Annotated in this window: 23 protein-coding genes and 1 pseudogene; 20 read left to right on the top strand and 4 right to left on the bottom strand. The window is 57.8% G+C overall.

Features of this window, described 5'->3' with window-relative positions:
* The first annotated feature begins 15 nt into the window (after positions 1-15).
* From ACR0AO_RS16235 to ACR0AO_RS16265, 7 genes are all read left to right on the top strand, one after another.
* Positions 16-849: an FAD binding domain-containing protein gene (locus ACR0AO_RS16235; RefSeq protein ID WP_480605468.1), complete on the top strand. Its 834-nt coding sequence runs from the start codon at positions 16-18 to the stop codon at positions 847-849.
* A 12-nt stretch (positions 850-861) separates the two neighbouring features.
* Entirely contained in the window at positions 862-1,356 is a 495-nt protein-coding gene (locus ACR0AO_RS16240; protein ID WP_480605471.1) for a (2Fe-2S)-binding protein, read from the top strand.
* Positions 1,353-3,770, top strand: a complete 2,418-nt coding sequence (locus ACR0AO_RS16245) for an aerobic carbon-monoxide dehydrogenase large subunit (RefSeq protein WP_480605477.1) — start codon at positions 1,353-1,355, stop codon at positions 3,768-3,770. The genes ACR0AO_RS16240 and ACR0AO_RS16245 overlap by 4 nt, the downstream gene beginning before the upstream one ends.
* 53 nt (positions 3,771-3,823) lie before the next feature.
* Positions 3,824-4,690, top strand: coding sequence for an AAA family ATPase (locus ACR0AO_RS16250; protein WP_480605481.1), 867 nt, complete (start codon positions 3,824-3,826; stop codon positions 4,688-4,690).
* Positions 4,691-4,737: 47 nt separating this feature from the next.
* Positions 4,738-5,877, top strand: coding sequence for a vWA domain-containing protein (locus tag ACR0AO_RS16255; protein WP_480605486.1), 1,140 nt, complete (start codon positions 4,738-4,740; stop codon positions 5,875-5,877).
* 12 nt (positions 5,878-5,889) lie between these two features.
* On the top strand, positions 5,890-6,702 hold the full coding sequence (locus ACR0AO_RS16260) for an XdhC family protein (RefSeq protein ID WP_480605490.1): 813 nt from the start codon (positions 5,890-5,892) through the stop codon (positions 6,700-6,702).
* A 106-nt stretch (positions 6,703-6,808) separates the two neighbouring features.
* Positions 6,809-7,261, top strand: a complete 453-nt coding sequence (locus ACR0AO_RS16265) for an SRPBCC family protein (RefSeq protein WP_480605495.1) — start codon at positions 6,809-6,811, stop codon at positions 7,259-7,261.
* Positions 7,262-7,604: 343 nt separating this feature from the next.
* Here ACR0AO_RS16265 and ACR0AO_RS16270 read toward each other — a convergent pair.
* From ACR0AO_RS16270 to ACR0AO_RS16280, 3 genes and pseudogenes are all read right to left on the bottom strand, one after another.
* Positions 7,605-7,727, bottom strand: a pseudogene (locus tag ACR0AO_RS16270) (integrase core domain-containing protein); the annotation flags it as partial.
* A 33-nt stretch (positions 7,728-7,760) separates the two neighbouring features.
* Positions 7,761-8,057, bottom strand: coding sequence for a DUF1330 domain-containing protein (locus ACR0AO_RS16275; RefSeq protein WP_480605497.1), 297 nt, complete (start codon positions 8,055-8,057; stop codon positions 7,761-7,763).
* On the bottom strand, positions 8,050-8,847 hold the full coding sequence (locus ACR0AO_RS16280; RefSeq protein WP_480605501.1) for a GntR family transcriptional regulator: 798 nt from the start codon (positions 8,845-8,847) through the stop codon (positions 8,050-8,052). Before ACR0AO_RS16280 ends, ACR0AO_RS16275 begins: the two co-directional genes overlap by 8 nt.
* Between ACR0AO_RS16280 and ACR0AO_RS16285 the strand changes: the two genes are divergently transcribed.
* The 7 genes from ACR0AO_RS16285 (at position 8,846) to ACR0AO_RS16315 (ending at position 16,957) form a co-directional block, all read left to right on the top strand.
* Positions 8,846-9,448: an amino acid synthesis family protein gene (locus ACR0AO_RS16285; RefSeq protein WP_480605503.1), complete on the top strand. Its 603-nt coding sequence runs from the start codon at positions 8,846-8,848 to the stop codon at positions 9,446-9,448. The two genes, ACR0AO_RS16280 and ACR0AO_RS16285, sit on opposite strands and share 2 nt — an antisense overlap.
* The gene (locus ACR0AO_RS16290; RefSeq protein ID WP_480605508.1) at positions 9,420-10,247 is read left to right on the top strand and encodes an alpha/beta fold hydrolase; all 828 of its coding nucleotides are present in this window, start codon (positions 9,420-9,422) and stop codon (positions 10,245-10,247) included. The genes ACR0AO_RS16285 and ACR0AO_RS16290 overlap by 29 nt, the downstream gene beginning before the upstream one ends.
* Positions 10,244-11,179 (top strand): flavin reductase, encoded by a 936-nt coding sequence (locus tag ACR0AO_RS16295; protein ID WP_480605511.1) that lies wholly within the window; start codon positions 10,244-10,246, stop codon positions 11,177-11,179. Before ACR0AO_RS16290 ends, ACR0AO_RS16295 begins: the two co-directional genes overlap by 4 nt.
* A gap of 6 nt (positions 11,180-11,185) precedes the next feature.
* Entirely contained in the window at positions 11,186-12,223 is a 1,038-nt protein-coding gene (locus tag ACR0AO_RS16300) for an LLM class flavin-dependent oxidoreductase (RefSeq protein WP_480605515.1), read from the top strand.
* Positions 12,224-12,237: 14 nt separating this feature from the next.
* On the top strand, positions 12,238-13,701 hold the full coding sequence (locus tag ACR0AO_RS16305; protein ID WP_480605518.1) for an aldehyde dehydrogenase: 1,464 nt from the start codon (positions 12,238-12,240) through the stop codon (positions 13,699-13,701).
* Between the two features lie 144 nt (positions 13,702-13,845).
* Complete coding sequence (locus ACR0AO_RS16310) at positions 13,846-15,438, top strand: BCCT family transporter (RefSeq protein ID WP_480605521.1); 1,593 nt, start codon at positions 13,846-13,848, stop codon at positions 15,436-15,438.
* Positions 15,439-15,508: 70 nt separating this feature from the next.
* Entirely contained in the window at positions 15,509-16,957 is a 1,449-nt protein-coding gene (locus ACR0AO_RS16315; protein WP_480605524.1) for an NAD-dependent succinate-semialdehyde dehydrogenase, read from the top strand.
* Positions 16,958-17,505: 548 nt separating this feature from the next.
* Here ACR0AO_RS16315 and ACR0AO_RS16320 read toward each other — a convergent pair.
* Entirely contained in the window at positions 17,506-18,420 is a 915-nt protein-coding gene (locus ACR0AO_RS16320; RefSeq protein ID WP_480605528.1) for a LysR substrate-binding domain-containing protein, read from the bottom strand.
* Between the two features lie 144 nt (positions 18,421-18,564).
* On the opposite strand from ACR0AO_RS16320, the gene ACR0AO_RS16325 reads away from it, so the two are divergent.
* The 6 genes from ACR0AO_RS16325 to ACR0AO_RS16350 all read left to right on the top strand — a co-directional run bounded on the left by ACR0AO_RS16325 (position 18,565) and on the right by ACR0AO_RS16350 (position 24,263).
* Positions 18,565-19,059: a TRAP transporter small permease gene (locus ACR0AO_RS16325; protein ID WP_480605530.1), complete on the top strand. Its 495-nt coding sequence runs from the start codon at positions 18,565-18,567 to the stop codon at positions 19,057-19,059.
* Positions 19,056-20,354 (top strand): TRAP transporter large permease, encoded by a 1,299-nt coding sequence (locus ACR0AO_RS16330; RefSeq protein WP_480605533.1) that lies wholly within the window; start codon positions 19,056-19,058, stop codon positions 20,352-20,354. The genes ACR0AO_RS16325 and ACR0AO_RS16330 overlap by 4 nt, the downstream gene beginning before the upstream one ends.
* Before the next feature lie 36 nt (positions 20,355-20,390).
* Positions 20,391-21,383, top strand: coding sequence for a TRAP transporter substrate-binding protein DctP (gene dctP / locus ACR0AO_RS16335; RefSeq protein WP_480605536.1), 993 nt, complete (start codon positions 20,391-20,393; stop codon positions 21,381-21,383).
* Between the two features lie 72 nt (positions 21,384-21,455).
* The gene (locus tag ACR0AO_RS16340) at positions 21,456-21,767 is read left to right on the top strand and encodes a (2Fe-2S)-binding protein (RefSeq protein ID WP_480605541.1); all 312 of its coding nucleotides are present in this window, start codon (positions 21,456-21,458) and stop codon (positions 21,765-21,767) included.
* Complete coding sequence (locus ACR0AO_RS16345) at positions 21,754-23,151, top strand: FAD-dependent oxidoreductase (protein WP_480605545.1); 1,398 nt, start codon at positions 21,754-21,756, stop codon at positions 23,149-23,151. The genes ACR0AO_RS16340 and ACR0AO_RS16345 overlap by 14 nt, the downstream gene beginning before the upstream one ends.
* Complete coding sequence (locus tag ACR0AO_RS16350) at positions 23,148-24,263, top strand: NAD(P)/FAD-dependent oxidoreductase (protein ID WP_480605549.1); 1,116 nt, start codon at positions 23,148-23,150, stop codon at positions 24,261-24,263. The genes ACR0AO_RS16345 and ACR0AO_RS16350 overlap by 4 nt, the downstream gene beginning before the upstream one ends.

Consider the following 24,263-nt stretch of genomic DNA (forward strand, 5'->3'; position numbering starts at 1 on the left):
CCAGGGAGGAAATATATGATACCAGCCGGTTTCGAGTATCACCGGCCAGGCGACATCGCCTCGGCCATCGGCATTCTGCAAGAACATGGTGACGACGCGCGTGTGATTGCGGGTGGGCATAGCCTGATTCCGATGATGAAGCTGCGCATGGCCGAGATGGGCCATTTGGTCGATCTTCAGGCTATTGAGGAACTCAAGGGCGTCGAGATTGGGGCTGATAAGGTGACCATTGGTGCGATGGTGACTCAGCATGAGTTGATCACCCATGATGGTCTGGCCATGGCCATCCCTCTGATCCGCGAGGCGGCGTTGCAGATCGCCGATCCACAGGTTCGGTATATGGGGACTGTTGGCGGTAACGTGGCCAATGGCGATCCGGGCAATGACATGCCGGGGCTGATGCAGTGCCTGAATGCAACGTTCGAATTGTCCGGCCCAGACGGCAACCGCAGCGTTGCGGCGCGCGATTTTTTTGAAGCAGCATATTTCACCGCTCGCGAGGACGAAGAGATCCTGACGCGCATCTCCATCCCGGTGCCCGGTGCCGGCGTCGGTCAGGCGTATGAAAAACAGAAACGCAAGATTGGAGATTATGCGACCGCTGCGGCGGCTGTGATGGTTGGCAATGGTCAGGCTTCGGTGGCGATGACCAATCTGGCCGATACCCCCGTCTGGTCTGAATCGGCCAGCACAGCGCTGGCCAGTGGCGATGTCGACGGCTGCGTTGCCGCAATGCTCGACGCCATTGATCCGGTGGCCGACAACCGTGGTCCGGTCGAGTTCAAAAAACACGTAGCGGCCATGATGCTACGCCGCGCTATCGACCGCGCGCAAAGCCGCGCAGGTTGAGGGGAGGAGTCAATGTCTGAAATGCACGTCAAACTCACCGTGAATGGCAAACAGGTCGAAGGCCTTGCCGAACCGCGCACATTGCTCATCCACTTCCTGCGGGAAGATTTGAAAATCACCGGTCCTCATATCGGCTGCGAAACCAGCCATTGCGGCGCCTGCACTGTGGATATCGACGGCAAGTCGGTCAAATCCTGCACCACCTTTGTGGCGCAGGTGAACGGAGCCGATATCACTACCGTCGAGGGCCTTACCAATGACGATGGCAGCCTCGGTGTGCTGCAAGAGATGTTCCGCGAACATCACGGGCTGCAGTGCGGTTTCTGCACGCCGGGCATGATCACCCGCGCGCATCGCCTGCTGCAGGAAAATCCGAACCCAACCGAAGAAGACATCCGCTTTGGCATGGCCGGCAACCTCTGCCGGTGCACCGGTTATCAGAACATCGTCAAGGCGATCTCGGCCTCGGCCGACATGCTGAACGCTCAGAAAGAGGCTGCGGAATGAACGATCAAACCATGACCCCCGAAGAACGCGCCGCAAATCTCAAAGGGATGGGCTGCGCCCGCAAGCGCGTCGAAGATGTGCGCTTTACCCAAGGCAAGGGCAACTACGTCGATGACATCAAGCTGGACGGGATGCTTTTTGGCGACTTTGTGCGCTCTCCCTACGCTCATGCCCGCGTCGTCAGTGTGAACAAGGAGGCCGCGCTGGCATTACCCGGTGTGATTGCGGTGCTGACGGCCGAAGATCTGGCGCCGCTTGGTCTGCACTGGATGCCGACGCTGGCGGGCGACAAGCAGATGGTGCTTGCCGATGGCAAGGTGCTGTTTCAAGGTCAGGAAGTCGCCTTTGTTGTCGCCGAAGACCGGTACATTGCCGCAGATGCAGTGGAACTGGTTGAGGTCGAATACGATGAACTGCCCGTTATCACTGACCCGTTCGAAGCCCTGAAATCGGACGTTGTGCTGCGTGAAGATCTGGAAGGCCAAACCGAGGGCGCGCATGGTCCCCGTAAACATCACAACCACATCTTCACCTGGGAACAGGGCGACAAGGACGCCACCGAGGCTGTTCTGGCCGAGGCCGATGTGGTTGCCGAAGAGATGGTCTATTACCATCGAACCCATCCGTGCCCATTGGAGACCTGCGGATCTGTGGCTTCGATGGACAAGGTGACCGGCAAGCTGACGCTTTGGGGCACGTTCCAGGCCCCTCATGCGATCCGCACCGTCGTGTCGCTGATCTCGGGCCTGGCAGAGCACAATATCCGAGTTATCAGCCCGGATATTGGTGGCGGATTCGGCAATAAAGTTGGGGCCTATGCGGGCTATGTCTGTTCGGTTGTTGCCTCGATTGTCACCGGCAAGCCCGTGAAGTGGGTCGAGGACCGGATGGAGAATCTGATGTCCACCGCCTTTGCCCGCGACTACTGGATGCAGGGCAAGATCGCGGCAACCAAGGACGGCAAGATCACCGGCCTTTGGTGTCACACCACGGCGGATCACGGCGGTTTCGACGCTTGCGCTGACCCGACAAAGTTCCCGGCTGGTTTCATGAACATCTGTACCGGGTCCTACGACATCCCAACCGCCTATCTGGCCGTGGATGGCGTCTATACCAACAAGGCGCCCGGTGGCGTGGCCTATCGCTGCTCGTTCCGGGTGACTGAGGCGGCCTATTTCATCGAACGGATGATCGAGGTTCTGGCCATCAAGCTGAACATGGACGCGGCCGAGCTGCGCCGGATCAACTTCATCCGCAAAGATCAGTTCCCGTATCAGTCGGCGCTTGGCTGGGAGTATGACTCGGGCGACTATCACACCGCCTGGGACAAGGCGTTGAAGGCCGTGGACTATGAAGGTCTGCGGGCCGAACAGGCGCAGCGGATCGAGGATTTCAATGCCGGAAAGACTCGCAAACTGCTGGGCATCGGCCTGACGCATTTCACCGAAATCGTCGGAGCCGGGCCGGTCAAGAACTGCGATATCCTCGGGTTGGGTATGTTCGATAGCTGCGAAATTCGCATCCACCCAACCGGGTCCGCTATCGCGCGGTTGGGGACAATCAGTCAGGGTCAGGGCCACGCCACGACATTTGCTCAGATTATCGCCAGCGAGATCGGTCTGCCTGCGGATGACATCACGCTCGAAGAAGGTGATACCGACACTGCTCCTTACGGACTTGGGACCTACGGGTCTCGGTCGACACCTGTCGCAGGGGCGGCCACGGCCATGGCCGCACGCAAAATTCGCGCCAAGGCGCAGATGATTGCCGCCTATCTACTGGAGGTCCACGACAACGACGTCGAATGGGATGTGGATCGGTTCGCCGTCAAGGGCGCACCCGAGCGGTTCAAGACCATGAAGGAAATCGCCTTCGCCGCTTACAATCAGGCGATCCCGGGGCTGGAACCCGGTCTGGAAGCCGTAAGCTATTATGACCCGCCGAACATGACCTATCCGTTCGGGGCCTATATCTGTGTCATGGAGATCGACGTGGATACCGGCGAATGGGAGGTCCGACAGTTCTATGCGCTGGATGACTGCGGCACCCGGATAAATCCGATGATCATCGAAGGGCAGGTCCATGGCGGTGTGACCGAGGCACTGGCCATCGCGATGGGCCAGGAAATCGCCTATGATGAGATGGGTAACGTCAAGACCGGCACGCTGATGGATTTCTTCCTGCCGACCGCCTGGGAGACGCCCAACTACATCACCGATCATACGGTGACGCCGTCCCCGCATCACCCGATCGGTGCCAAAGGCGTAGGGGAAAGTCCGAATGTGGGTGGTGTGCCAGCGTTCTCGAACGCTGTGCATGATGCGTTCCGGCCCTTTGGGTTGGTGCAGAGCCACATGCCGCATGACCACTGGCGCATCTGGAAGATCGCTAACGATCTTGGCATGCACGACTAAAGGTACCCGCCGCCGCGCTGAACACTAGTGCGGCGGCTTTCCGGGAGAACGGCATGAGCTTGCAGAAAATACAACGGGGCCTTGCGCAGGTCGGCTATGTTGCCGACGATCGTCTGGCGATGGCACTGCATCTGGCGCAAACCCTTGGCCGCCCGTTGCTGCTTGAAGGGCCGGCGGGTGTTGGCAAAACCGAAGTCGCCAAGGCGCTCGCCGCTCAACGCGAAGCGCACCTGATCCGCTTGCAATGCTATGAGGGCCTCGATGCCAGCCACGCGATCTACGAGTGGAATTACCAGCGCCAGCTTCTGGCCATTCGCGCAAGCGAGGCACAGGGCGGCACAAGTGAGGCGCAGCTGTTCACCGATGACTATCTGCTGAAGCGGCCTTTGCTGGAGGCGATCAGCGAAGATGAACCGCCTGTACTGCTGATTGATGAAATCGATCGGGCGGATGAGGAGTTCGAGGCCTATCTGCTTGAGATACTTTCGGACTTTCAGATCACCATCCCCGAACTCGGCACCATCAAGGCGCGAACTCGGCCCATAGTGATCCTGACGGCCAACGGCACACGAGATCTGTCGGACGCGCTGCGGCGTCGGTGCCTGTACAGTTTCCTAGACTACCCATCGCGCGAAACGGAAATGGCGATCTTGAAAGCCCGCATGCCCGAAGTCGAAGGGCTGTTGGCACGCCAGATTGTTGGTGTCGTGCAGACCTTGCGCAAGGAAGATCTCGAAAAGACTCCCGGCATCGCCGAGATGCTGGACTGGGCGGCCGCCCTTTCAGGGCTGGGTGTCAACGACATGGCGCAATCCCGTGAAGAGGTTCAGGCGACCCTTGTTTGCCTTCTTAAAACCGCAGCCGATTATGATGCCGCCCCACTCGATTTAATGGATCGCCTGATCGGAAAGGTGGCGTAATGCAGGTCACCCGGTTCCCCTCTCGCGCATCAGGTTTGTCGGACCGCATGTCCGGATTCATCGCACATTTGCGTATGAACGGAATGCGTGTGGGTCCAGCCGACACAGGTGATGCATTGGCTGCGCTGGCGGCGGTTGAGGCAACGGATGTCAGACAAGCCCAGCAGGCGCTTTGCGTATTGTTGGCAGGCGACGGCGACGATTGGCGGCGGTTTGATGACCTGTTCGAGGCTTATTGGTTCAATACCGGCAAGCAACGCACGGGAATTGCCCAAGCGGCTCATGTGCGGGTTCAATCTGCCAAGCCGATGATCTGGCAGCAGGAAAACCAAGATATTCAGGAAACTGAAACCGGCACGGGTCAGGCCGCCGCGCCTGATCCTGGCGATGGGAAGGCCGTGGGGAAAGACGGGAAGCTAATTGCAACCCGTACGGCCAACCTGTCGCGTCGGGATTTGCGTGAGTTGATGGATGATGGCTCGTTGAAACGGGCCGAAGCCATGGCGGCAACACTCGCTCGAGCGATCAGAGATCATCGATCGCGTCGTCGGAAACAGGCGCTTCGGGGTCCTGCACTGGACATGCGTCGAATTCAGCGCGCAAGTCTTGCCCGCGGTGGTGAACCCATCGACCTGTTCCGCCGCGCCCGCCCTCCGCGTCCAATGCGGATCGTGGCCTTGTGCGACGTAAGCGGCTCGATGACGGTGTATTCCCGCGTCTTCTTGGCCTTTCTCAAGGGATTGGTTGGCAGCACAACCGAGGCAGATGCTTATCTGTTCCATACAAGGCTGATGCGTGTCACGGACGCGCTGCGCGATCACGACACGCTTCGCGCTGCCGGGCGATTGTCGCTGATGGCCGAGGGATTTGGTGGTGGAACCGATATCTCCGGCTGTCTTGAAACCTTCCTGAATGGCTACGGTGCCCGCGCCCTGAACGGGCGGACCATCGTTCTGATCCTATCGGATGGCTATTGCAGTTCCGACCCGCAGGCATTGGGGGAGGTATTGGCGCGAATTCGGCGCAAGGCCCGCCGGATTGTCTGGTTGAATCCGTTGAAAGGGTGGAAAGATTACCAGCCCATTGCCGCCGCAATGCAGGCGGCTGAGCCATATCTCGACGCGCACTTGCCCGCCAATACCCTTGAGGCGTTGGCGGCACTGGAACCCGAATTCCGAAAACTGTGAAAGGACACGGCCATGGCCGGTTTCGACATATTCGACACGATTGAGGAGTTGCGCCGCAAAGGTGACGCATTTTGCGTCGCAACTGTCTTGCGCACGGCCGATGCGACCTCGGCCAAGGCGGGCGCCAAGGCGGCGGTTACACGGGACGGGCAGATATTGGGTCATCTGGGCGGAGCCTGTGTACAACGGGCTGTTCGTGCTTCGGTGCAGCAAGCGCTCGCCAGCGGTACGCCCCGGATGATCCGCGTCAAACCCGCGAACAAGGTCGTGGCCATGACAGAGCCCGATGACATGCAAACGTTCAAGAGCGGCTGTCCATCAGGGGGCACGGTTGATTTGCTGGTCGAACCCTATCAGCACGCCCCGCGATTGATCATTTTTGGTGATACACCGATTGCGTTGGCTCTGGCTGCCCACGCCGCCCTGGCGGGCTTGCGTGTCTGCCTGCCTGAAGGAACGGAAAGCCCTGTAAGGTATACGGGTTTCAACCCCGAGAACGTGAATGTACTGGGCGTAGAGCATCGTGATTTTGTAGTCGTTGCCTCACAGGGGAAAGGCGACGGGGCCGCGCTTAAAGCTGCACTCGAAACGCCTGCGCGGCGGGTTTCCATGGTTGCCAGCCGACGCAAGGCGCAGGTGTTGTGCAACAAACTTTCGGCCCGCGGTATGGATCCTGCACGGGTGGCGCAGCTCAAGTCGCCCGCCGGCTTGGATATCCACGCGATCGATCCACATGAAATTGCCCTGTCGATTCTGGCAGAGATCATTCGCTGGCGGAATTCGGATGCATCACAGGAAGCAGCCCATGATGAAAAAATGGCGTGACTTGCTTAGGGCCTATTGGTCCGCGCGCCCGGAGATGACCCCGGAAAAAGCGACCGAGGCGGCGCTTCGGGTCTTTGCAAAATGTTGTTGAGCAGAGGAATATCAGATGGAACTTACAGACGAAATTATAATCACGGCCCCGCGTGATGTTGTCTACCGCGCGCTGAACGATCCGGATGTGCTGCGCGGGTGTATTCCGGGCTGTGAAGAGTTGCTTCAACATTCGCCCGAACAGCTTGAGGCTAAGGTGGTCCTGAAGATAGGCCCGGTAAAGGCCCACTTTTCTGGCCAGGTGATGCTGGACACGTCTGGTGCGCCTGATCGCTTTTCCCTGACCGGTGAAGGCAAAGGCGGTGCGGCCGGGTTTGCCAAAGGTGGAGCGGACGTGACACTTACCCCGAACGGGGAAGAAACCATTCTTGCATATACCGCGAAAGTCGAAATTGGCGGAAAGATTGCGCAATTGGGGAGCCGTTTGATCGCGGGCACCGCCAAAAAGCTTTCGGGAAATTTTTTCGCGCGTTTTGGAGAGGCCGTCTCGGAACAATCGGTTTCTTAATCCCTGTACGTTGTGAAAATCTTCCGAATTTCGGTGGTTCAATCGCTATGTCTGGTTTCCGTCATTAGACAGTCGATGTCATAGGTGCGGGATAGAGGGATCTTCCAGCACCGTTAGATCGCGGCAGAGCCCGTCAATGTTTTGGTGATCAGATAATAGTCCTCGGCGGCCTGAAGTGGCAGATTTCTCCCTGCCTTGGCGCCCAGTTCACGAGACCATATCCACCGCCGATCACCACCTTCTCGGCGGTGATGGTCTGGCCGTTTGCGGTACGCATCCCGGTGGCGGCGCCGTTTCTGGCCATGAATTCGAACACAGTCACGCCTTCGAAAATCCGGGCGCCGCCCTGAGCAGTGTGGGGCCGCTTTGTGTTGTAGTGTTTCCACCATTGCTCAATCAGAATTTGAGCTTCGCGCAGGTTGTCAAAGATTTCACAGTTGAGTAGCTCGTCCCAAAACTGGCCACTGCTTTCGCCGAAGAAAGGGGTATGAAATTTGCATCAACCCAGCCCTTCAATAATTGCGATGTCAGCGTAACACGCACTCGCTCGTTTCTCTTTCGCAGCACTGTATTCATCCGACGCATAACAATCACGCGCCTTTTGGATGCTGTCGAATTCGATTATAACTCGCCGCTGCCACATCCGACCTTCGAGAGTTTCTGCCTCCCCACGCGCCAAAAATCGTGCACCGAATTTCCGGAAAGCTTCGGGAGCGAGGCCTTGATAGGCTTGGTAGGCTTCCGGGTCGGTCACAGTGACGTTGGCGATCCAGTAACCTTTGGCCGTTCTAGTCATGGTAGTTCTTCTCTTCTTCGGCAAGCAACCGGTCAGCGATTGCAGTTGTGTCATCCAGATGCCTTTTGACGGCCTCCCGCGCGGCATCCGGATTGCCCGATATGATGGCCTCGCAAATCTGTTCCATATGCGCAATGCCCGGGCGGTCCCGGTCGGTGGTTGAAAGGGTCATCATGCGCAATCGGCTGATCCGACCGTTCAGGCGCTGGACGACATCCCATGCGATGTAGTGGCCAGCACCGTCAAAGATCTCAGAATAGAAATCAGCGGTGGCGCGGAAAAGCGCGCCGGGAGTTCTGTCTGAGAAGCCATGTTTCAGGCGCTTCAGAGCATCTCTGAGAGATCGCGCGCGTTCAGGAGTGATTTTGCGGGCACAGTTTTCAGCGGCGGCTGTCTCGAGCATGCGGCGAATTTCATAGATTTGCCGTGCGTCCTCACGGCTCATGGTGGCCACGATTGGGCCTCGGCCAGGCAAAATTTCCACAAGCCCTTCAGCTTCCAAGTAGCGAATAGTTTCGCGTATCACGGTTCTGCTGACGCCCAGCTGGTCGCACAGGGGGCGTTCGACAAGCCTTTGGCCGGGTTCAAATAATCCTTCGATTATCGCTTCGCGCATGCGCTCCTGAACCATGTCTCGCAGGGTGGCTGGCGGGTGATCAATTTTCGTTAACTTCGGTGTGCTCATGGCGGTGACGCTATCGTGAAGACATTTTTTGTACAAGGTATTATTGACAGATGGTATGATGGTATACCATCTTACGGCGCAACGAATCGTAAGGAATACCGTCATGCCCGCCGAAATCCGCAAAACGTTGCTTCACGTTGAAAACACCCTGATCGAAGGGGGGAGAGTTGCAGAGCAACCATTGAAGATGATTGCAGCGGTCGCGGTGATCAGGAATCCGTGGGCTGGCCGTGGTTTTGTTGACGACCTGAAGCCCGGGATTCATGATTGCGCACCAGGCCTCGGCAGCTTGCTGACAGAGATGGTACTCGACGCTGCTGGCGGCGGCGGCAAGGTCGAAGGTTATGGCAAAGCTGCGATTGTGGGTGTCAATGGTGAGGTCGAGCATGGTTCGGCTCTGATCCACACTCTGCGTTTTGGCAATTTTTATCGCGAAGCGGTTGGCGCGAAATCCTATCTGGCGTTCACCAATACGCGCGGCCCGGCAAATGCCGCGATGCAGATCCCGCTGATGGACAAAAACGACGGTGGTCGGCGCAGCCATTACCTGACCATCCAGTTGCAGGTGGCAGACGCGCCCGCACCGGATGAGATCATGGTTGCGCTTGGTGCCTCGATCGGTGGTCGCCCGCATCACCGCATTGGTGACCGTTATCAGGATCTCAAGGAACTGGGCCATGACGTTGACAACCCTGCAGCTGTCTGAGCCCTTTGGTGCGATCGCCTATCGCGAGGCGGGGCTTTCCCATTCTGGCAAAGCGGCCCCCGTCGTGCTGATCCATGGCGTGGGCATGCAATCGGCGGCCTGGGGTCCTCAGATCGAGTTCCTCGAACAAACGCATCACGTGATTGCGTTGGATATGCCGGGGCATGGTGGCAGCGATCAGATCCCGGAAGGCTCTGAACTGCCGGAGTTTCTGGATTGGCTGCTGGCGGTTCTGGATCTGCTGAAACTGCAGCGCGTCAACCTTGCCGGCCATTCCATGGGTGCGTTGATTGCGGGCGGATTTGCCGTGCGCAACACGGACCGGGTTGAGCGGGTCGCGTTGCTGAACGGAGTGTTCTGCAGGGACGCGGCCTCAAGCAAATCCGTGATCGAGCGCGCCAAGCTGATCGGTACCGGGTCCTTTGATGTCGAAACCCCGCTGCGGCGATGGTTTGGCGACACACCCGTGGAACAGGCCGCGCGTGACGATGTCGCGGCATGGCTTTCAGCCGTTAATATCGAAGGCTACGCCACCGCCTATAATGCGTTTGCACGCGGCGACGCCCTCTATGCCGACGGGTTTGGTAAGATCACCTGTCCGTTGCTGGCCCTGACCGGAGATGACGATCCAAATTCGACCCCGGCCATGTCTATCGCAATGGCAGAGGCCGCACGGAACGGGACAGCCATCGTGGTCGAAAATCACCGGCATATGGTGAACCTGACGGCGCCGGATACCGTCAATGCGGCCTTGGAGGCCTGGTTGCAAACCCCATCGGAAGAGGTTGACCCAAAATGATCGAATTCGACCCACGCACGCTCCGCAACCCCCGCGCCCTGCGCAATGCGTTCGGCACCTATATGACAGGTGTGACCGTCGTGACCGCGCATGACGATGCAGGCAACCCGTTGGGCTTTACCGCAAACTCATTTGCCTCGGTTTCTCTCGAGCCTCCTTTGGTGCTGGTGTGTCTGGCCAACACCTCAAGCAATTACGAAACCTTTGCGAACACATCGAAATTTGCCATCAACATTCTGTCCGAAAGCCAAATCGAGGTGTCGAACACCTTTGCCCGCCCGGTTGAAGACCGGTTTGCCACCGTTGAGTGGCAGCTTGGCCCCAATGGATCACCGATCCTTGATGACGTCTCCGCTTGGTTCGATTGTGACATGTCGCGAACTGTTGATGCCGGTGACCACCTGATCCTGATCGGTGAGGTCAAGGCCTTTGATCACAACATCGCACCTGGTTTGGGATACGCTCGCGGTGCCTACGTTACCCCCGCTGCCGAGGCGAAGGCCCTGAGCAAACGGACCGGCATGGTCGTGTCCGCCCTGATCGAGCGGGACGGGAAGATTCTGCTGAAGGGCGACAGCCATGGCCGCCTGACCATCCCGGCCATCGATGACGTTGCCGACGGTGCCAACGTCGCCCTGACCCGGCTGATCGAAGAGTGCGGTGTACAGGCAGAGCCGGGATTTATCTACTCTGTTTACCAGGATGAAGCGCGCAAACATCAACACATCTCTTTCCTGTGTCAGGCCGCCGATGGCGAACCGACAAACGGTGTTTTTACCGAGATCAGCGAGTCCACTCTGATGGATATTGCCGATCCGGCCATCCGCACCATGCTGGAGCGGTTCGCCACAGAAAGCCGCATCGGGAATTTCGGGGTGTATTACGGCAACGAGGTGAGTGGGGAGGTCAAACCACTCACCGCTGGGAGTTAAATGGCAATGAAATTCTCACTTTTTGCGCATATGGAACGGATCTCGCCGGATCAGGACCAGAAGCAGCTGTATGATGAATTCATCCAGCTGTGCAAAATCGCCGACGAAGGCGGTATGCACGCGATCTGGACCGGCGAACACCATGGTATGAACTTTACCATCGCGCCCAATCCGTTCCTGAATCTGGTCGATGTCGCGCGGCACACCAAAAATGTGCGGCTGGGCACCGGCACGGTCATCGCGCCGTTCTGGCACCCGATCCGTCTGGCGGGTGAAGCGGCCATGGCGGACATTATTACCGATGGCCGTCTGGATCTTGGCATCGCGCGTGGGGCCTACAGTTTTGAGTACGAGCGGATCATGCCGGGAATGGATGCGTGGGAAGCGGGCCAGCGCATGCGCGAGCTGGTGCCGGCCGTGAAGAAGCTGTGGCAAGGCGATTACGCGCACGAGGGCGAATTTCACCAGTTCCCCAAGACGACTTCGGCGCCTTTACCCTTGCAGCAGGACGGCCCTCCGATCTGGGTGGCGGCGCGTGATCCGAACAGCCATGAATTTGCGGTACAAAACGGCTGCAATGTACAGGTAACACCGCTTTGGAACGGCGATGATGAGGTCGAGAGCCTTATGTCCAAGTTCAACGCGGCCTGCGAGAAGTTCCCGGATGCGCAGCGACCCAAGATCATGCTGCTGCGCCATACGTTCGTGGCCGAGGATGACGCGGATGTAAAACGGGCGGCGATCGAACTGAACCGGTTCTACTGCTATTTCGGTGCCTGGTTCATGAACAAACGCGAGATCACGCAAGGTCTGATCGACCCGCTGAGCGAAGAAGATATCGCCGCGCATCCGTTCTATACGCCGGAAAACATGGAGCGCGATCTGGTCATCGGCACCGCCGACACCGTGATCGACCGCATCCGCAAAAGCGAAGCGCTTGGTTACGACGAGTATTCGTTCTGGATCGATTCAAGCATGCCGTTCGAGCGCAAGAAGGCTTCGCTGGAGCGGTTTATAAAAGATGTCATGCCGGCGTTTCAGTAGGGGATTGACGTAAAATGCAGCAGTTTCAACAGTATATCGGCGGCGCATTTTCGGATGGCGCGGGGCAGTTTGACAGCCTGGACCCCGCGACCGGTAAGGTCTGGGCCAAAATGCCAGAAGCCAGCGCCGAGGATGTCAATCAGGCTGTTGAAACTGCTGAACAGGCGTTTTTCTCGCCCGAATGGGCGGGAATGACGGCCACTGCGCGTGGCAAGCTGCTGCACCGGCTGGCTGATCTGGTCGCAGAAAATGCGCCGCGTCTGGCCGAGTTGGAAACCCGCGATACCGGAAAAATCATCCGTGAAACCTCGGCTCAGATTGCTTATGTCGCCGAGTATTACCGCTACTACGCCGGGCTTGCCGACAAGATCGAAGGCGCACACCTGCCCATCGACAAACCGGATATGGAGGTCTGGCTACGTCGCGAACCGATTGGTGTCACGGCCGCAGTCGTGCCGTGGAATTCGCAACTGTTCCTTTCGGCGGTGAAAATAGGACCGGCTTTGGCCGCCGGATGTACCGTTGTCCTGAAAGCCTCGGAAGAGGGTCCCGCGCCGATGCTGGAATTTGCGCGGATCTTCGATCAGGCCGGGTTCCCCAAAGGTGTGCTGAACATAATCACAGGTGGTCCCGAGGTGGGTGCCATTCTGACCAGTCACCCGAAAGTGGCCCATGTTGCCTTCACTGGCGGGCCCGAAACCGCGCGTCACATTGTGCGCAACTCGGCCGAAAACCTGGCCTCGACCTCGTTGGAACTGGGCGGCAAGTCGCCCTTCATCGTCTTTGAAGATGCGGATCTCGAAAGCGCTGTGAACGCGCAGGTTTCGGGTATTTTCGCCGCGACCGGCCAAAGCTGCGTTGCGGGTTCTCGCCTGGTTGTGCAGGCCTCGGTCAAGGATGCCTTTCTGGCACGTCTGAAGGAAAAGGCCGAGGCGGTCGTCATCGGTTCGCCGGATGACATGGCGACCGAGGTCGGCCCTCTTTGTACCCGGCGCCAGCGTGACATCGCGGTTGACCTGATCGACCGCTCCATCGCGCAGGGTGCCAGGCTGGTGACAGGCGGTAAGCCCATCGACCGCGAGGGGTTCTTTTTTCCGCCGACCATTCTTGATTGTTCGGAAGTACCCGGCGCGGACAGCCTGACCAATGAATTCTTCGGGCCTGTTCTGTCGGTTGTTTCGTTCGAAACCGAAGACGAAGCCATCGCGATTGCAAACAACACCAAGTTCGGGCTGGCCTCGGGTCTGTTCACCCGAAACCTGACGCGCGCACATCGCATGATCCGCGCCATTCGGGCGGGGATTGTCTGGGTTAACACCTATCGTGCCGTCAGCCCCATCGCGCCATTCGGAGGGTACGGCTTGTCGGGTCACGGACGCGAGGGCGGCCTGCAGGCGATGCTGGACTACACCAAGGTCAAGTCGGTCTGGCTGCGCACCAGTGATGATCCGATTCCTGACCCCTTTGTTATGCGCTGATTTCAACACTCACTACCGCGAACAACGGTAAGCGGTGCGTTCGTATATCACGGGAGGACTACAAATATGGCTAACGCTCAACCCCCTAATAATGGGGACCATCTGGTCTCCGACAAGGGGATATTTAAAGGGCTTCACAACGGAATGAGCATCGCGTCCAAAGCGATGGTCGCCGCCTTTGTGCTGTTTACGATTCTCAACGTTGACTTTGCCAGCGGTGTCTACAAAGGCATCCGTTCCTGGGTCGAGGGAGCGCTGAGCTGGTATTACATCAGTTCGGTTCTCGTGCTGTTCTTTGTCTGCCTGTTCCTGATGTTCAGCCGCTTTGGCTCGATCCGCCTCGGGGACGATGACAGCCGGCCCGAGTTCAGCAATTTCTCGTGGTTTGCGATGCTGTTTTCGGCTGGTGTGTCGATCGGCATTCTGTTCTTTGGTATCGCTGAACCACTGTTCTACTTCGACAATGCCGCAGGATGGGGATACCCGAACAACCCTTTTGCTGATGCGGCAGGCCATACCGAAATGAATGTCCAACGCGCCGTAGACGCTGTTGTCGTCACCAACTTCCACTGGGGTCTGCACGGCTGGGCGATCTATACGATGACCGGTCTGGCGCTTGGATATTTTGCGTTTCGCAAGAAGCTGCCGCTGACCTTCCGGTCGGCGCTTTACCCGATCCTCGGCGATCGCATCTATGGTCCGGTGGGTCATGCGGTTGATTTGCTGGCGGTTTTCGGCACGGTGTTCGGTATCGCAACCTCGATGGGCTTGGGTGTTACGCAGATGGCCGAAGGCCTGAACGTTTTGTTCAGCACTGGCACGGGCACCGCGCTGAAGGTTGCACTGGTTATCGGTATCTCGATTGTTGCGACAATGTCCGCAGTTTCGGGCATCGGCAAAGGCATTCGCATCCTATCCGAATGGAACATCATCCTGTCAATTCTGCTGGTGCTGTTCTTCCTGTTTGCCGGTCCGACCCAATGGCTCATCGGGTTCTTCATGAATGCCGTTGGTGACTATGCAACTGGCCTGTGGTCGATGGGTTTCTGGACGGCCTCCGAGCCTGGTGACGTGTCGTGGCAGGGTGGCTGGACCATCTTCTACTGGGGCTGGTGGTTGAGCTGGGCACCTTTCGTCGGAATGTTTGTGGCCCGAATTTCCAAAGGGCGCACGATCCGTGAGTTCATGCTGGGCGCGATGTTCGTTCCCACCACCATGGCTTTCATCTGGATCTCGATCTTTGGCGGCAACGCGCTTTTCCTTGAACTGAATGCGGTTGATGGTGCGGGCTCGGCAGGGCTGATCGACATGGTCAACAGCTGGAACCTTGGTGGCACGCTTTACAGCACCATTGAACTACTGGCGGTCAATGGCACCCTGTCCTGGATCGTGTCAGCGCTGGCAACGTTCCTGCTGGCGACATGGTTCATCACCAGTTCGGACTCGGGCACACTTGTCGTGACCACCATTCTGTCCATGGGCAATGCGCACCCACCGAAATTCCATCGTGTGGTTTGGGGCGCTGCCCAGGGTCTGGTCGCAGCCGTACTGCTGATCGCCGGTGGTTTGTCGGCTTTGCAAACGGCAGCCATTGCCGCAGCCCTTCCGATCTCGATCCTCGTTGTTCTGATGGCCTGGGGCGTCATCAAGTCGCTGATCGAAGACAGCTCGGCCACGGCAGAGGCGCCGGGTGTCGCACCGGATGGAACCGCACTTGATGGTGATCTGCACGCCTGAACCGGCATCACCAACCAACTTGAACGGGCGGGGACTTCCCCGCCCGTTTGAAATCATACAGGAGACACCAATGCTGACTTTGAAGCGTGCCGAACTTTTGATTGAGGCGGCCTATCTGAACGGAAAATGGGTGGCGCGCGACAACCGGTTCGATGTTACGAATCCCTCGACCGGAGAGGTTTTGGCACAGGTCGCGGAATGCTCAGCCGCCGATGCCAATGAGGCAATCGATGCAGCGCAATCCGCGCAAAGGGATTGGGCGGCGCTAACTGGCAAGGAACGCGCGGCAATTCTGCGCACCTGGTTCGATCTGATGGTCGCCAATGTGGATGATCTGGGCGCAATCTTGACCGCCGAGATGGGCAAGCCGCTCGCCGAAGCCAAAGGCGAAATTGCGTATGGCGCAAGCTTTGTCGAATGGTTCGGCGAAGAAGCCAAGCGTGTTTATGGCGATACTATTCCCGGACACCAGCGCGACAAGCGCATTATGGTGCTCAAGCAGCCAATTGGTGTGGTCGGTGCCATCACCCCGTGGAACTTCCCCAACGCGATGATCGCGCGCAAAGTGGCTCCGGCTCTGGCGGCGGGTTGCGCCATAGTGGTGAAGCCCGCGGCCGAAACGCCTTTGTCCGCGCTGGCAATGGCAAAGTTGGGAGAGGAAGCAGGTATTCCACCGGGTTTGTTCTCAGTGATTACATCTACTGACAGCGTGGGCATCGGCAGGGCATTTAGCGACAATCCAGTGATGCGCAAAATCAGCTTCACCGGTTCAACGCGCGTCGGAAAAATCCTGATGCAGCAAGGTGCGGCGCAAATCAAGAAGCTCTCACTGGAACTGGGCGGCAACGCACCATTTATCGTCTGTGACGACGCCGATCTGGACAAGGCAGTCGAAGGTGCGATGATTTCGAAATTCCGCAATGCCGGGCAAACCTGCGTCTGTACAAACCGTTTCTATGTGCAGGACAGTATCCACGACGCCTTTGTCAAAAAGCTGTCGGCTGCTGTCGCTGCCTTACCCGTCGGAGATGGCTTTGCCGAGGGTTCGGCAATTGGCCCGTTGATCACGCCCGCTGCCGTTACCAAGGTCCGCGAACACATTGCTGATGCGGTCGAAAAGGGCGGAGACGTCGTTACCGGTGGATTGGCGCATGAATTAGGCGGGACATTCTTTCAGCCAACAGTGATCACCGGTGCAACGCAGGAAATGGCAGTTGCGCGAGAAGAAACGTTCGGCCCGCTGGCACCGGTTTTCAGGTTTTCAGAAATCGGAGAAGCAATCTCTGCTGCCAATGATACTGAATTTGGTCTGGCGTCGTACGTCTACACGCAGAATCTTTCGCAGATCTGGCGCTTCATGGAAGAGCTTGAATACGGTATGGTCGGAGTGAACACCGGCTTGATCTCCACCGAAGTGGCACCGTTTGGTGGCATCAAGGAAAGCGGTCTTGGGCGCGAAGGATCAAAATACGGGATCGAAGATTATCTCGAGCTCAAGTACTGCTGCCTGTGCGTTTGATCCTATAGTCTGATAGAACTGAGCGATCGCTTGAAGAAGGTGGTCGCCCAACACAAATTCGAATGTGAGCGGTAAACAAATCGCGACTCTTATTGACGTTTAGGGTAGGGGGCTCGGCTCTTTTCCTCCATCATCTTTTTGCGGAAGACCCCGGCGGGTGTTCCCTATCCGAGGCATTTGCGAGGCGTCGCGTTGCGGCGGTTGCAGATCATTTTCAATTCATAATCTGAGACCGCCCGGATATCGCGTTTTCGGGGTAACAATCTTCGGACGCGCCGGATGGTGTTCTCGACAATACCATTTTGCCACGGTGATGAGGGACCACAGAAACTGGTTTGCGTGGTCATGTTGCGAACTTTTGTCTGGGCGAAGACATCCCACCGAACTGCCAAATCCTACCGTCACGCTCAAGCTGATGCTTTCGGGAATTGGACCGATTTCTCCAATCACCTGATGGTACAAACCGGCCAAGGCAAATAGCGAACAACATCTTCAAACTACATGACAGTGCCATTGTTTCTGTTCTATCCAGCGCTGAAATAGCTGCTTCAAAACTGCTGGTTGACACGTTCCAACGCCGTCTCCAATTGCAGGGCAAATTCACTTGCCAAAGCAGATGGGGGACGGTGGGCCGGGCGCATTATTGAGACGTTCAGAGCTACATGAGGACGGAACGCCCTGAAGACGACGGGCCTGGGCTCGGGCCGCATATTGACGTATCCTGCCGCAGTGATCGGGTCGCATATGCAATAGCACAGACCCTTTTCCACCAAGGTCAGAGCCGGGTGAAATGTCCTAAGTTCGAACCGATGTTCGAACGGGGCCTTTTGACTGGCAAACGCCCGGAGAGTCGCAACCAGGTTCGGATGTCCTTCTTGCAGTCCGGCCATTGGACGGCCAGACAGGTGATGGGCCTCGACCATGTCCAATTCGGTCAGCGGATCACCCGCGGGGATCGCGCACACGCATCGCATGTCGAAGTCGATCGTCTCGATCGCCGCGGTGGGTTTTGGGGATTCACCCAATCCGATGTCATATTGCTGGGAGGCAACCCATTCCTCGATTACCGGGGATGCCCGCATCATCAACGACGCTTTCACATCTGGTTTGTCCAACAGGAACTCACCTAAAAGCTGCGGCATCAAAAGACTGGCGGCGGCTGGCATGCAGGCGATGTTCAGACGACCCTTTGTCAGCGCCCCGATTTCGCGCATTGTCCGAGTAGAAAGCGACAAACGATCCAGGATCGCCTCGGCCTCGGTGATGAAGTACTGGGCCTCGGGGGTAGGGGCCATTTTGCCGCGCTGCCGGCGGAACAAGGCGATGTCCAACTCGGCTTCGAGATTTGCGATCAGCGCGCTCACTGCTGGTTGGGTTCGACCGAGGATTCGGGCGGCATCGGACACTGACCCTGTCCGCATGACTTCGCGAAAAGCCTGTAATTGGCGAAAACTGAGGTTCATGTACCGTGTTATTCCTTAACTTTTCAACACCCTATAAAGTAACTTTATTCAATGATCAATTTAATCGTTTTGACTTAATATGATTAGCTCGTGATTTTTCCCACCACGAATGCACCACCTGTATTCGAAACGACGGAGGGGGAAATGACACGCTTTGCAAGTGTTCTGCTGACAGTCCTGATATGCCTGGTTGCTCTAGGGCAATTCGTGCAGGTAATCACACGCTATGTTCTGGAAATCCCAGTCATGGGGCTGGAAGAGAGCCTGCTCTATCCCACTCTGTGGCTGTACATGCTGGGGGCGGTCAATGCCTCGCGCGAGAACACGCATATTCGGGCCAACGTGCTCGAGATATTTCTGTCCACCGAACGCCAGCATCAGGTTCTTGCAGTCATAGGTGAGGTCATCAGCCTGATCGTAGGTATCTGGCTGACAACCTGGGCCTGGGATTTCACCAAGTATTCGATGCGCGTCTGGCGCGAAAGTCCGACGCTGTATCTGCCGACCTTCTATGTCGATGTCGCTTTGTTTGTCGGGTTGGTCCTGATGATGATCTTCACCGCCTGGCATCTGCTGATGCATCTGCGCGCTCTGTTTTCCCCCATCGTCGAACCCGCCGTTGAAGGAGGTCTGAAATGATTGAGATCGCGCTTTTCGCAGTACTGGTTCTGGTCATCCTGCTGACACTGGGCGTTCCGCTGCCTTATTGCTTCGGTGCGGGTCTGATGGTGATGTATTTCGCCGGTGACGTGGTCATGAAGGGCAATATGCTGTGGGGTTTCCAACAGTTGGGCAACCCGGTGCTGCTGGCCATTCCGCTGTTTGTCCTGGCGGGGACGATCATGTCCGTATCCGGCATCGCGGCAAGCCTTCTCAACTTCGTCAATATCTTCATCGGCCACCTGCGCGGCGGGCTGGGTGTGGTCGCGACCGTGTCCTGCGCGCTTATCGGTGCCATTTCCGGCTCGGGCCTGACCGGCGTCGCCGCCATCGGCCCGCTGCTGATCCCGGAAATGGAGAAACAGGGCTACCCCCGCGAATACGCAACGGCGCTGATCGCAAACGCATCTCTTCTAGGTTTGTTAATCCCGCCCTCGGTCACCATGATCGTCTATGGCTGGGTCACCGATACCTCAATCCTGGCCTGCTTCCTGGCAACGCTGGGACCCGGTCTGCTGATCATGGCCAGCTTTTCGGCGGTCAATATCCGGATGGCGCGCAAGTTCCCACTGCAACTGAACGAACCCCTCAAAGGCATAGCCTTCGTGTCCGAAGCAACCCAACGCGGGTTCAAGGCCACACCCGCCCTGCTGATGCCGGTGATCATTCTGGGCGGCATCTATGGCGGCATCATGACTCCGACCGAGGCCGCCGCCGTGGCGGTGATCTATGCAATCCCGGTGGGGTTCCTGATCTACAAGGGGCTGGATTTCCGCACGTTCTTCGGCGCTGGCAAAGAAGCCGCCACATCCGTTGGAGCTATCATGCTGATGATCCTGTTCTCGATGATCCTCAGTCAGATGTTCGTTCTGGAGAGCGTCCCTCAGGCCATTGTGCAGGCGATCTTTTCGGTGACCGAAAACAAGGCGCTGCTGCTGGTGCTGATCAACATCCTGCTGTTTCTGGTGGGCATGGTGGTCAATGACGTCACCGCCATCATTCTGATCGCGCCGCTCCTGCTGCCGCTGATGCAGGCCATCGGCGTCAGCCCAATCCAGTTTGCCGCGATCATGGGCGTCAACACCGCCATGGGCGGGGTGACGCCGCCCTATGCCTCGATCCTGTATCTGGGCGCGCGCATCGGGCAGGTGCAGGTGACACGTGTGATCCGCCCCGCCATGACCCTCATTCTGCTGGGCTATCTGCCGGTGGTGTTCCTGACCAGCTTCTGGCCGGACCTGTCGATGTGGCTGCCCCGCTTCTTTGGCTACTAAGCCGTCCACTTCATCACTTACGGAGGAGACCTATCCATGATGAACTTTCTGAAATCCACCTGCATGGCCGCAGCCGTTTTGGCGACCGCCGGTATCGCCGCTGCGGATACGCTGAAGATCAGCCATATCCGCCCCCAAGGCGCAACTATCGATAATGAACTGCGCGCATTTGCAGACGATCTGAAAACTGCAACGGATGGCTCGGTTGAGCTGAACCTGTTCCCGGCCTCGGCGCTCGGAGACTATACCTCGGTTCAGGAGCGCATTTCGGTTGGTGCCATTGACATGGCGGTTCAACCCGCCGCCACGGCCGTAGATCGCCGTATGCAGATCTCAGCCTTTCCCTATGTGGCGGCAAACTGGGAGGAGGCAAAAAAGATCTACGGCCCCGGCGGTGCGATCCACGGTGCGATGAAAGATCTCTATGCCAAGCAGGACATCACCATGCTGGCAGCCTATCCGGTGTATTTCGGCGGGGTTGCCCTGAACACCGATGCCGTAAACCCGGGTGATCCGACTGCCGCAAAGGGCATCAAGGTCCGCGTGCCGGGCATCAAGAGCTTCCAGCTGACGGCCGACGCCCTAGGCTATATCTCGTCACCGATCCCGTTCTCAGAAGCCTTCACCGCTGTTCAGACTGGCGTTGTTGATGGTGTCGTCGGGTCAGGGGCCGAGGGCTACTATGCCTCATTCCGCGATGTGACCACGTCCTACGTGCCCGTCAATACGCATTTCGAAGTTTGGTACATGATCATCAACTCGGGCACGTTGGCCGATATGAGCGACGAAGATCGGGCCGCGCTGGAGAAGGCCGCACTGAAATTCGAATCCAAGCGTTGGGAAACAGCCGAAGCCGATCAGGGCGCGTTTGAGCAGAAGCTGGCCGATAACGGTGCCACAATCGTTTCACTTACGGACGAAGAGCTTGCCGCGACCGCTGCCCATGTACGCGCGCAGGTCTGGCCGCAGGTCCTGCAGGACGTCGGTCAGGATTGGGGTCAGGGCATTCTCGACCAGATCGGCGACTAAACCGGCCCGACCCTGAAATCGGGCAAGGCGTGTTCTCCCTGCGCCTTGCCCCGCTTTCCGACGGAGATCATAATGTTCAGATCCTTGCAAGATCATGGCTGCGACCGGGTACCGCTGACCATAAATGGCCAGCAGGTAATCGCCCGCGAGGGTCAGTCCGTTTGGTCCGCCATGGCAGTAAATGGCCATGTCGAAACCCGTAAAGCCGCTTTGTCGGGTGATGCGCGCAGCGCGTATTGCGCGATGGGTGTCTGCTTCGAGTGCATGGTAGAAATCAACGGTCTTCCTAACCAGCAAGCCTGCTTGAGGCGTGTGGCAGAAGGTATGAACGTCACCACTCAGGATATTTCAGAAGACTCCGAGGCGTTCGATGCAGGCCTTTGATTGTGCGATTGTCGGGGCAGGCCCGGCAGGCATGTCTGCTGCCATAGAACTGGCTCGGGCAGGTGTAAAGGTGGCTGTTCTGGACCGGGCACCAAGGGCAGGGGGGCAGGTTTTCCGCTCGGCAGCGGACAGCCCGGTTCCGGATGTTTTTGCCCTAGGTGCGGACTACGCTGCCGGATCCGTCCTAATTTCCAGTTTCGAGCAGACCAACGTGGCCCATTTTGCTGGCGCAGACGCATGGCATTTGGGCGATGACGGGCGTATCCTGTTTTCCCACGAGGGCGACACGCGAGAATTGTGCTGCCGCGAGATGCTGTTGTGTCCTGGTGCCATGGAGCGCCCTATGCCGATCCCCGGTTGGACATTGCCCGGCGTCATGACTGCCGGATCGGCGCAAGTGATGTTGAAATCGGACGCAACCGTGGCCGATGGGGCAATATTCGCAGGGTCCGGTCCACTGCTTTATCTGATCGTGGCACAATACCTGCGCCTTGGGGTGCCAGTGGCCGCACTGGTCGATACGACGCCTCGGCAGCATTATTTTAATGTCGCGCCGCACCTGTTCCGAGTTCTGCGGCAAACAGGGCAACTGCGGAAAGGGTTGTCTTTGTTGCAGGAAATCCGCGCTTCGGGTGTTTCGTTCCATCACTTCGCTGAACGGCTTGAGGTGATCGGCGACAAAAAAGCAAAAGGGCTCAGGTTCAATGCGGCGGGCAAGCAACACGAAGTCACTGCTGACACTGTATTTCTGCACCATGGCATACAGCCCAATCTGAACATGACGCGCGCGATGGACTTGGACCACCACTGGAACCCCGAGCAGATGTGCTGGCAGGTTACTGTGGATGAATTTGGTCAAAGTTCGGTTGAACATGTGTCGGTGGCTGGAGATGGCGCGGGTATTGTCGGTGCCGATGGCGCACAGGCCGCGGGTCGCCTGGCCGCGCTGAATATCCTGCACCGACTTGGCCAACTTTCGCGGGCCGAGCGTAATCAAAAGGCGGCCAAAGATCTGTCCTTTCTGTCTTCCTTGAAACCATTCCGACGTTTCATCGACAGGCTTTATCGTCCGACTGACGCGTTGCGACTGCCAAACGACCCTAAAACACTGGTCTGCCGCTGCGAAGAGCAATCTCTGGGCGATCTACGCAAAGGGTTCGAACAGGGTGCGCGCGACCCGAATGCACTTAAATCCCTGACACGTTGCGGCATGGGGCCATGTCAGGGTCGTCAATGTGGTCACATCGTGGCCGGATTGTTGGCGCGATGGCGAAACGTGCAACCGGAGACGGTTGGGTATTACCGGCTGCGCAGCCCTCAGCGTTTGCTGACTTTGGAGGAATTGAGCCGATACGGCACCGTTCAGGCGGAGGTTGCGGAATGAGGGCGGATGTTCTGATCGTCGGAGGCGGGATTCAGGGTTGTGCCACGGCTTACAATCTGGCGCGTCGGGGCGTGTCTGCGATCGTGTTTGAAAAAGACTATGCCGGGCGTCATGCGTCTGGTGTCAATGCAGGTGGGGTGCGTTTGTTGGGTCGCGACATGGCCGAAGTGCCGCTGTCCAAGGCATCGATGGAAATGTGGCAAACCCTGGATGACGAATTGGGTCGCGACACAGGATTTCGCGGTCAAACTCTGATCAACATCGCTGTAGATGACGCAGATTTGAAATCCCTGCACACGCGCGAGGACATGATGCGCGTGGCGGGACATACGCACGAGCGCATAATAGACCGGTCCGAGCTGATGGACCGTCTGCCGCACGTAAACCCCGAATGCGTAGGTGGTGTGATTTCCGAGATGGACGGGTATGCGATCCCCTATAAGGCCACCGCTGCTTTTCGCCAAGCCGCCGAAAGCTTGGGTGCGCAAGTGATAGAAGGCGAAGAGGTTTTGGGGCTCAGGCGGGTCGGAAACACTTGGCTGGCGCAAGGTCGTCGGCACCGATATGAGGCTGAGGCTGTAGTCAATTGTGCGGGTGCCTGGGCGGATCGGATCGCGTTGATGGTCGGGGACAACGTGCCGCTCAGCCATGCGGCACCCATGCTGATGATCACGGCCAGGATGCCACGTTTCGCCAAACCTGTGATTGGTGCGGTCAGTCGCCAACTCAGCTTTAAACAATTCGAGAATGGCACGGTCTTGATCGGCGGCGGTGCAAAAGGTTTTGCGGATCGCGCCAACAATCGTACCCGATTGGACTATTCCAAACTTGCAGCAGCCTGCCGGACCACGGCTGAGTTCTTTCCGATCATGCGTAAGGCCAGTATCAACCGGATGTGGGCTGGGCTTGAGGCCTACATGCCGGACAATCTGCCGGTCATCGGCCCGGGGGTGAACGCCGCTCGTGCCTTTCACGCATTCGGCTTTTCAGCACATGGATTTCAGATGGCTCCCGTGGTGGGGCAAATCATGGCCGATTTGGTGACTGGCGAGCAAAGCCGTTTCAATCTGTCGCCTTTTCGTATCGACCGTTTCGACCGCAAGGTCCTTTAA

Source organism: Ruegeria sp. AF8 (genome assembly GCF_056541825.1).

What these genes read in the sequence shown, in the direction of transcription:
- ACR0AO_RS16290 (WP_480605508.1), top strand. Translation starts at nt 9,420, where the DNA reads ATGACGTTGACAACCCTGCAGCTGTCTGAGCCCTTTGGTGCGATCGCC.
- ACR0AO_RS16265 (WP_480605495.1), top strand. Translation starts at nt 6,809, where the DNA reads ATGGAACTTACAGACGAAATTATAATCACGGCCCCGCGTGATGTTGTC.
- ACR0AO_RS16260 (WP_480605490.1), top strand. Translation starts at nt 5,890, where the DNA reads ATGGCCGGTTTCGACATATTCGACACGATTGAGGAGTTGCGCCGCAAA.
- ACR0AO_RS16235 (WP_480605468.1), top strand. Translation starts at nt 16, where the DNA reads ATGATACCAGCCGGTTTCGAGTATCACCGGCCAGGCGACATCGCCTCG.
- ACR0AO_RS16345 (WP_480605545.1), top strand. Translation starts at nt 21,754, where the DNA reads ATGCAGGCCTTTGATTGTGCGATTGTCGGGGCAGGCCCGGCAGGCATG.
- ACR0AO_RS16340 (WP_480605541.1), top strand. Translation starts at nt 21,456, where the DNA reads ATGTTCAGATCCTTGCAAGATCATGGCTGCGACCGGGTACCGCTGACC.
- ACR0AO_RS16330 (WP_480605533.1), top strand. Translation starts at nt 19,056, where the DNA reads ATGATTGAGATCGCGCTTTTCGCAGTACTGGTTCTGGTCATCCTGCTG.
- ACR0AO_RS16305 (WP_480605518.1), top strand. Translation starts at nt 12,238, where the DNA reads ATGCAGCAGTTTCAACAGTATATCGGCGGCGCATTTTCGGATGGCGCG.
- ACR0AO_RS16325 (WP_480605530.1), top strand. Translation starts at nt 18,565, where the DNA reads ATGACACGCTTTGCAAGTGTTCTGCTGACAGTCCTGATATGCCTGGTT.
- ACR0AO_RS16255 (WP_480605486.1), top strand. Translation starts at nt 4,738, where the DNA reads ATGTCCGGATTCATCGCACATTTGCGTATGAACGGAATGCGTGTGGGT.
- ACR0AO_RS16300 (WP_480605515.1), top strand. Translation starts at nt 11,186, where the DNA reads ATGAAATTCTCACTTTTTGCGCATATGGAACGGATCTCGCCGGATCAG.
- ACR0AO_RS16310 (WP_480605521.1), top strand. Translation starts at nt 13,846, where the DNA reads ATGAGCATCGCGTCCAAAGCGATGGTCGCCGCCTTTGTGCTGTTTACG.
- ACR0AO_RS16320 (WP_480605528.1), bottom strand. Translation starts at nt 18,420, where the DNA reads ATGAACCTCAGTTTTCGCCAATTACAGGCTTTTCGCGAAGTCATGCGG.
- ACR0AO_RS16285 (WP_480605503.1), top strand. Translation starts at nt 8,846, where the DNA reads ATGCCCGCCGAAATCCGCAAAACGTTGCTTCACGTTGAAAACACCCTG.
- ACR0AO_RS16275 (WP_480605497.1), bottom strand. Translation starts at nt 8,057, where the DNA reads ATGACTAGAACGGCCAAAGGTTACTGGATCGCCAACGTCACTGTGACC.
- dctP (WP_480605536.1), top strand. Translation starts at nt 20,391, where the DNA reads ATGATGAACTTTCTGAAATCCACCTGCATGGCCGCAGCCGTTTTGGCG.
- ACR0AO_RS16315 (WP_480605524.1), top strand. Translation starts at nt 15,509, where the DNA reads ATGCTGACTTTGAAGCGTGCCGAACTTTTGATTGAGGCGGCCTATCTG.
- ACR0AO_RS16350 (WP_480605549.1), top strand. Translation starts at nt 23,148, where the DNA reads ATGAGGGCGGATGTTCTGATCGTCGGAGGCGGGATTCAGGGTTGTGCC.
- ACR0AO_RS16240 (WP_480605471.1), top strand. Translation starts at nt 862, where the DNA reads ATGTCTGAAATGCACGTCAAACTCACCGTGAATGGCAAACAGGTCGAA.
- ACR0AO_RS16245 (WP_480605477.1), top strand. Translation starts at nt 1,353, where the DNA reads ATGAACGATCAAACCATGACCCCCGAAGAACGCGCCGCAAATCTCAAA.
- ACR0AO_RS16250 (WP_480605481.1), top strand. Translation starts at nt 3,824, where the DNA reads ATGAGCTTGCAGAAAATACAACGGGGCCTTGCGCAGGTCGGCTATGTT.
- ACR0AO_RS16295 (WP_480605511.1), top strand. Translation starts at nt 10,244, where the DNA reads ATGATCGAATTCGACCCACGCACGCTCCGCAACCCCCGCGCCCTGCGC.
- ACR0AO_RS16280 (WP_480605501.1), bottom strand. Translation starts at nt 8,847, where the DNA reads ATGACGGTATTCCTTACGATTCGTTGCGCCGTAAGATGGTATACCATC.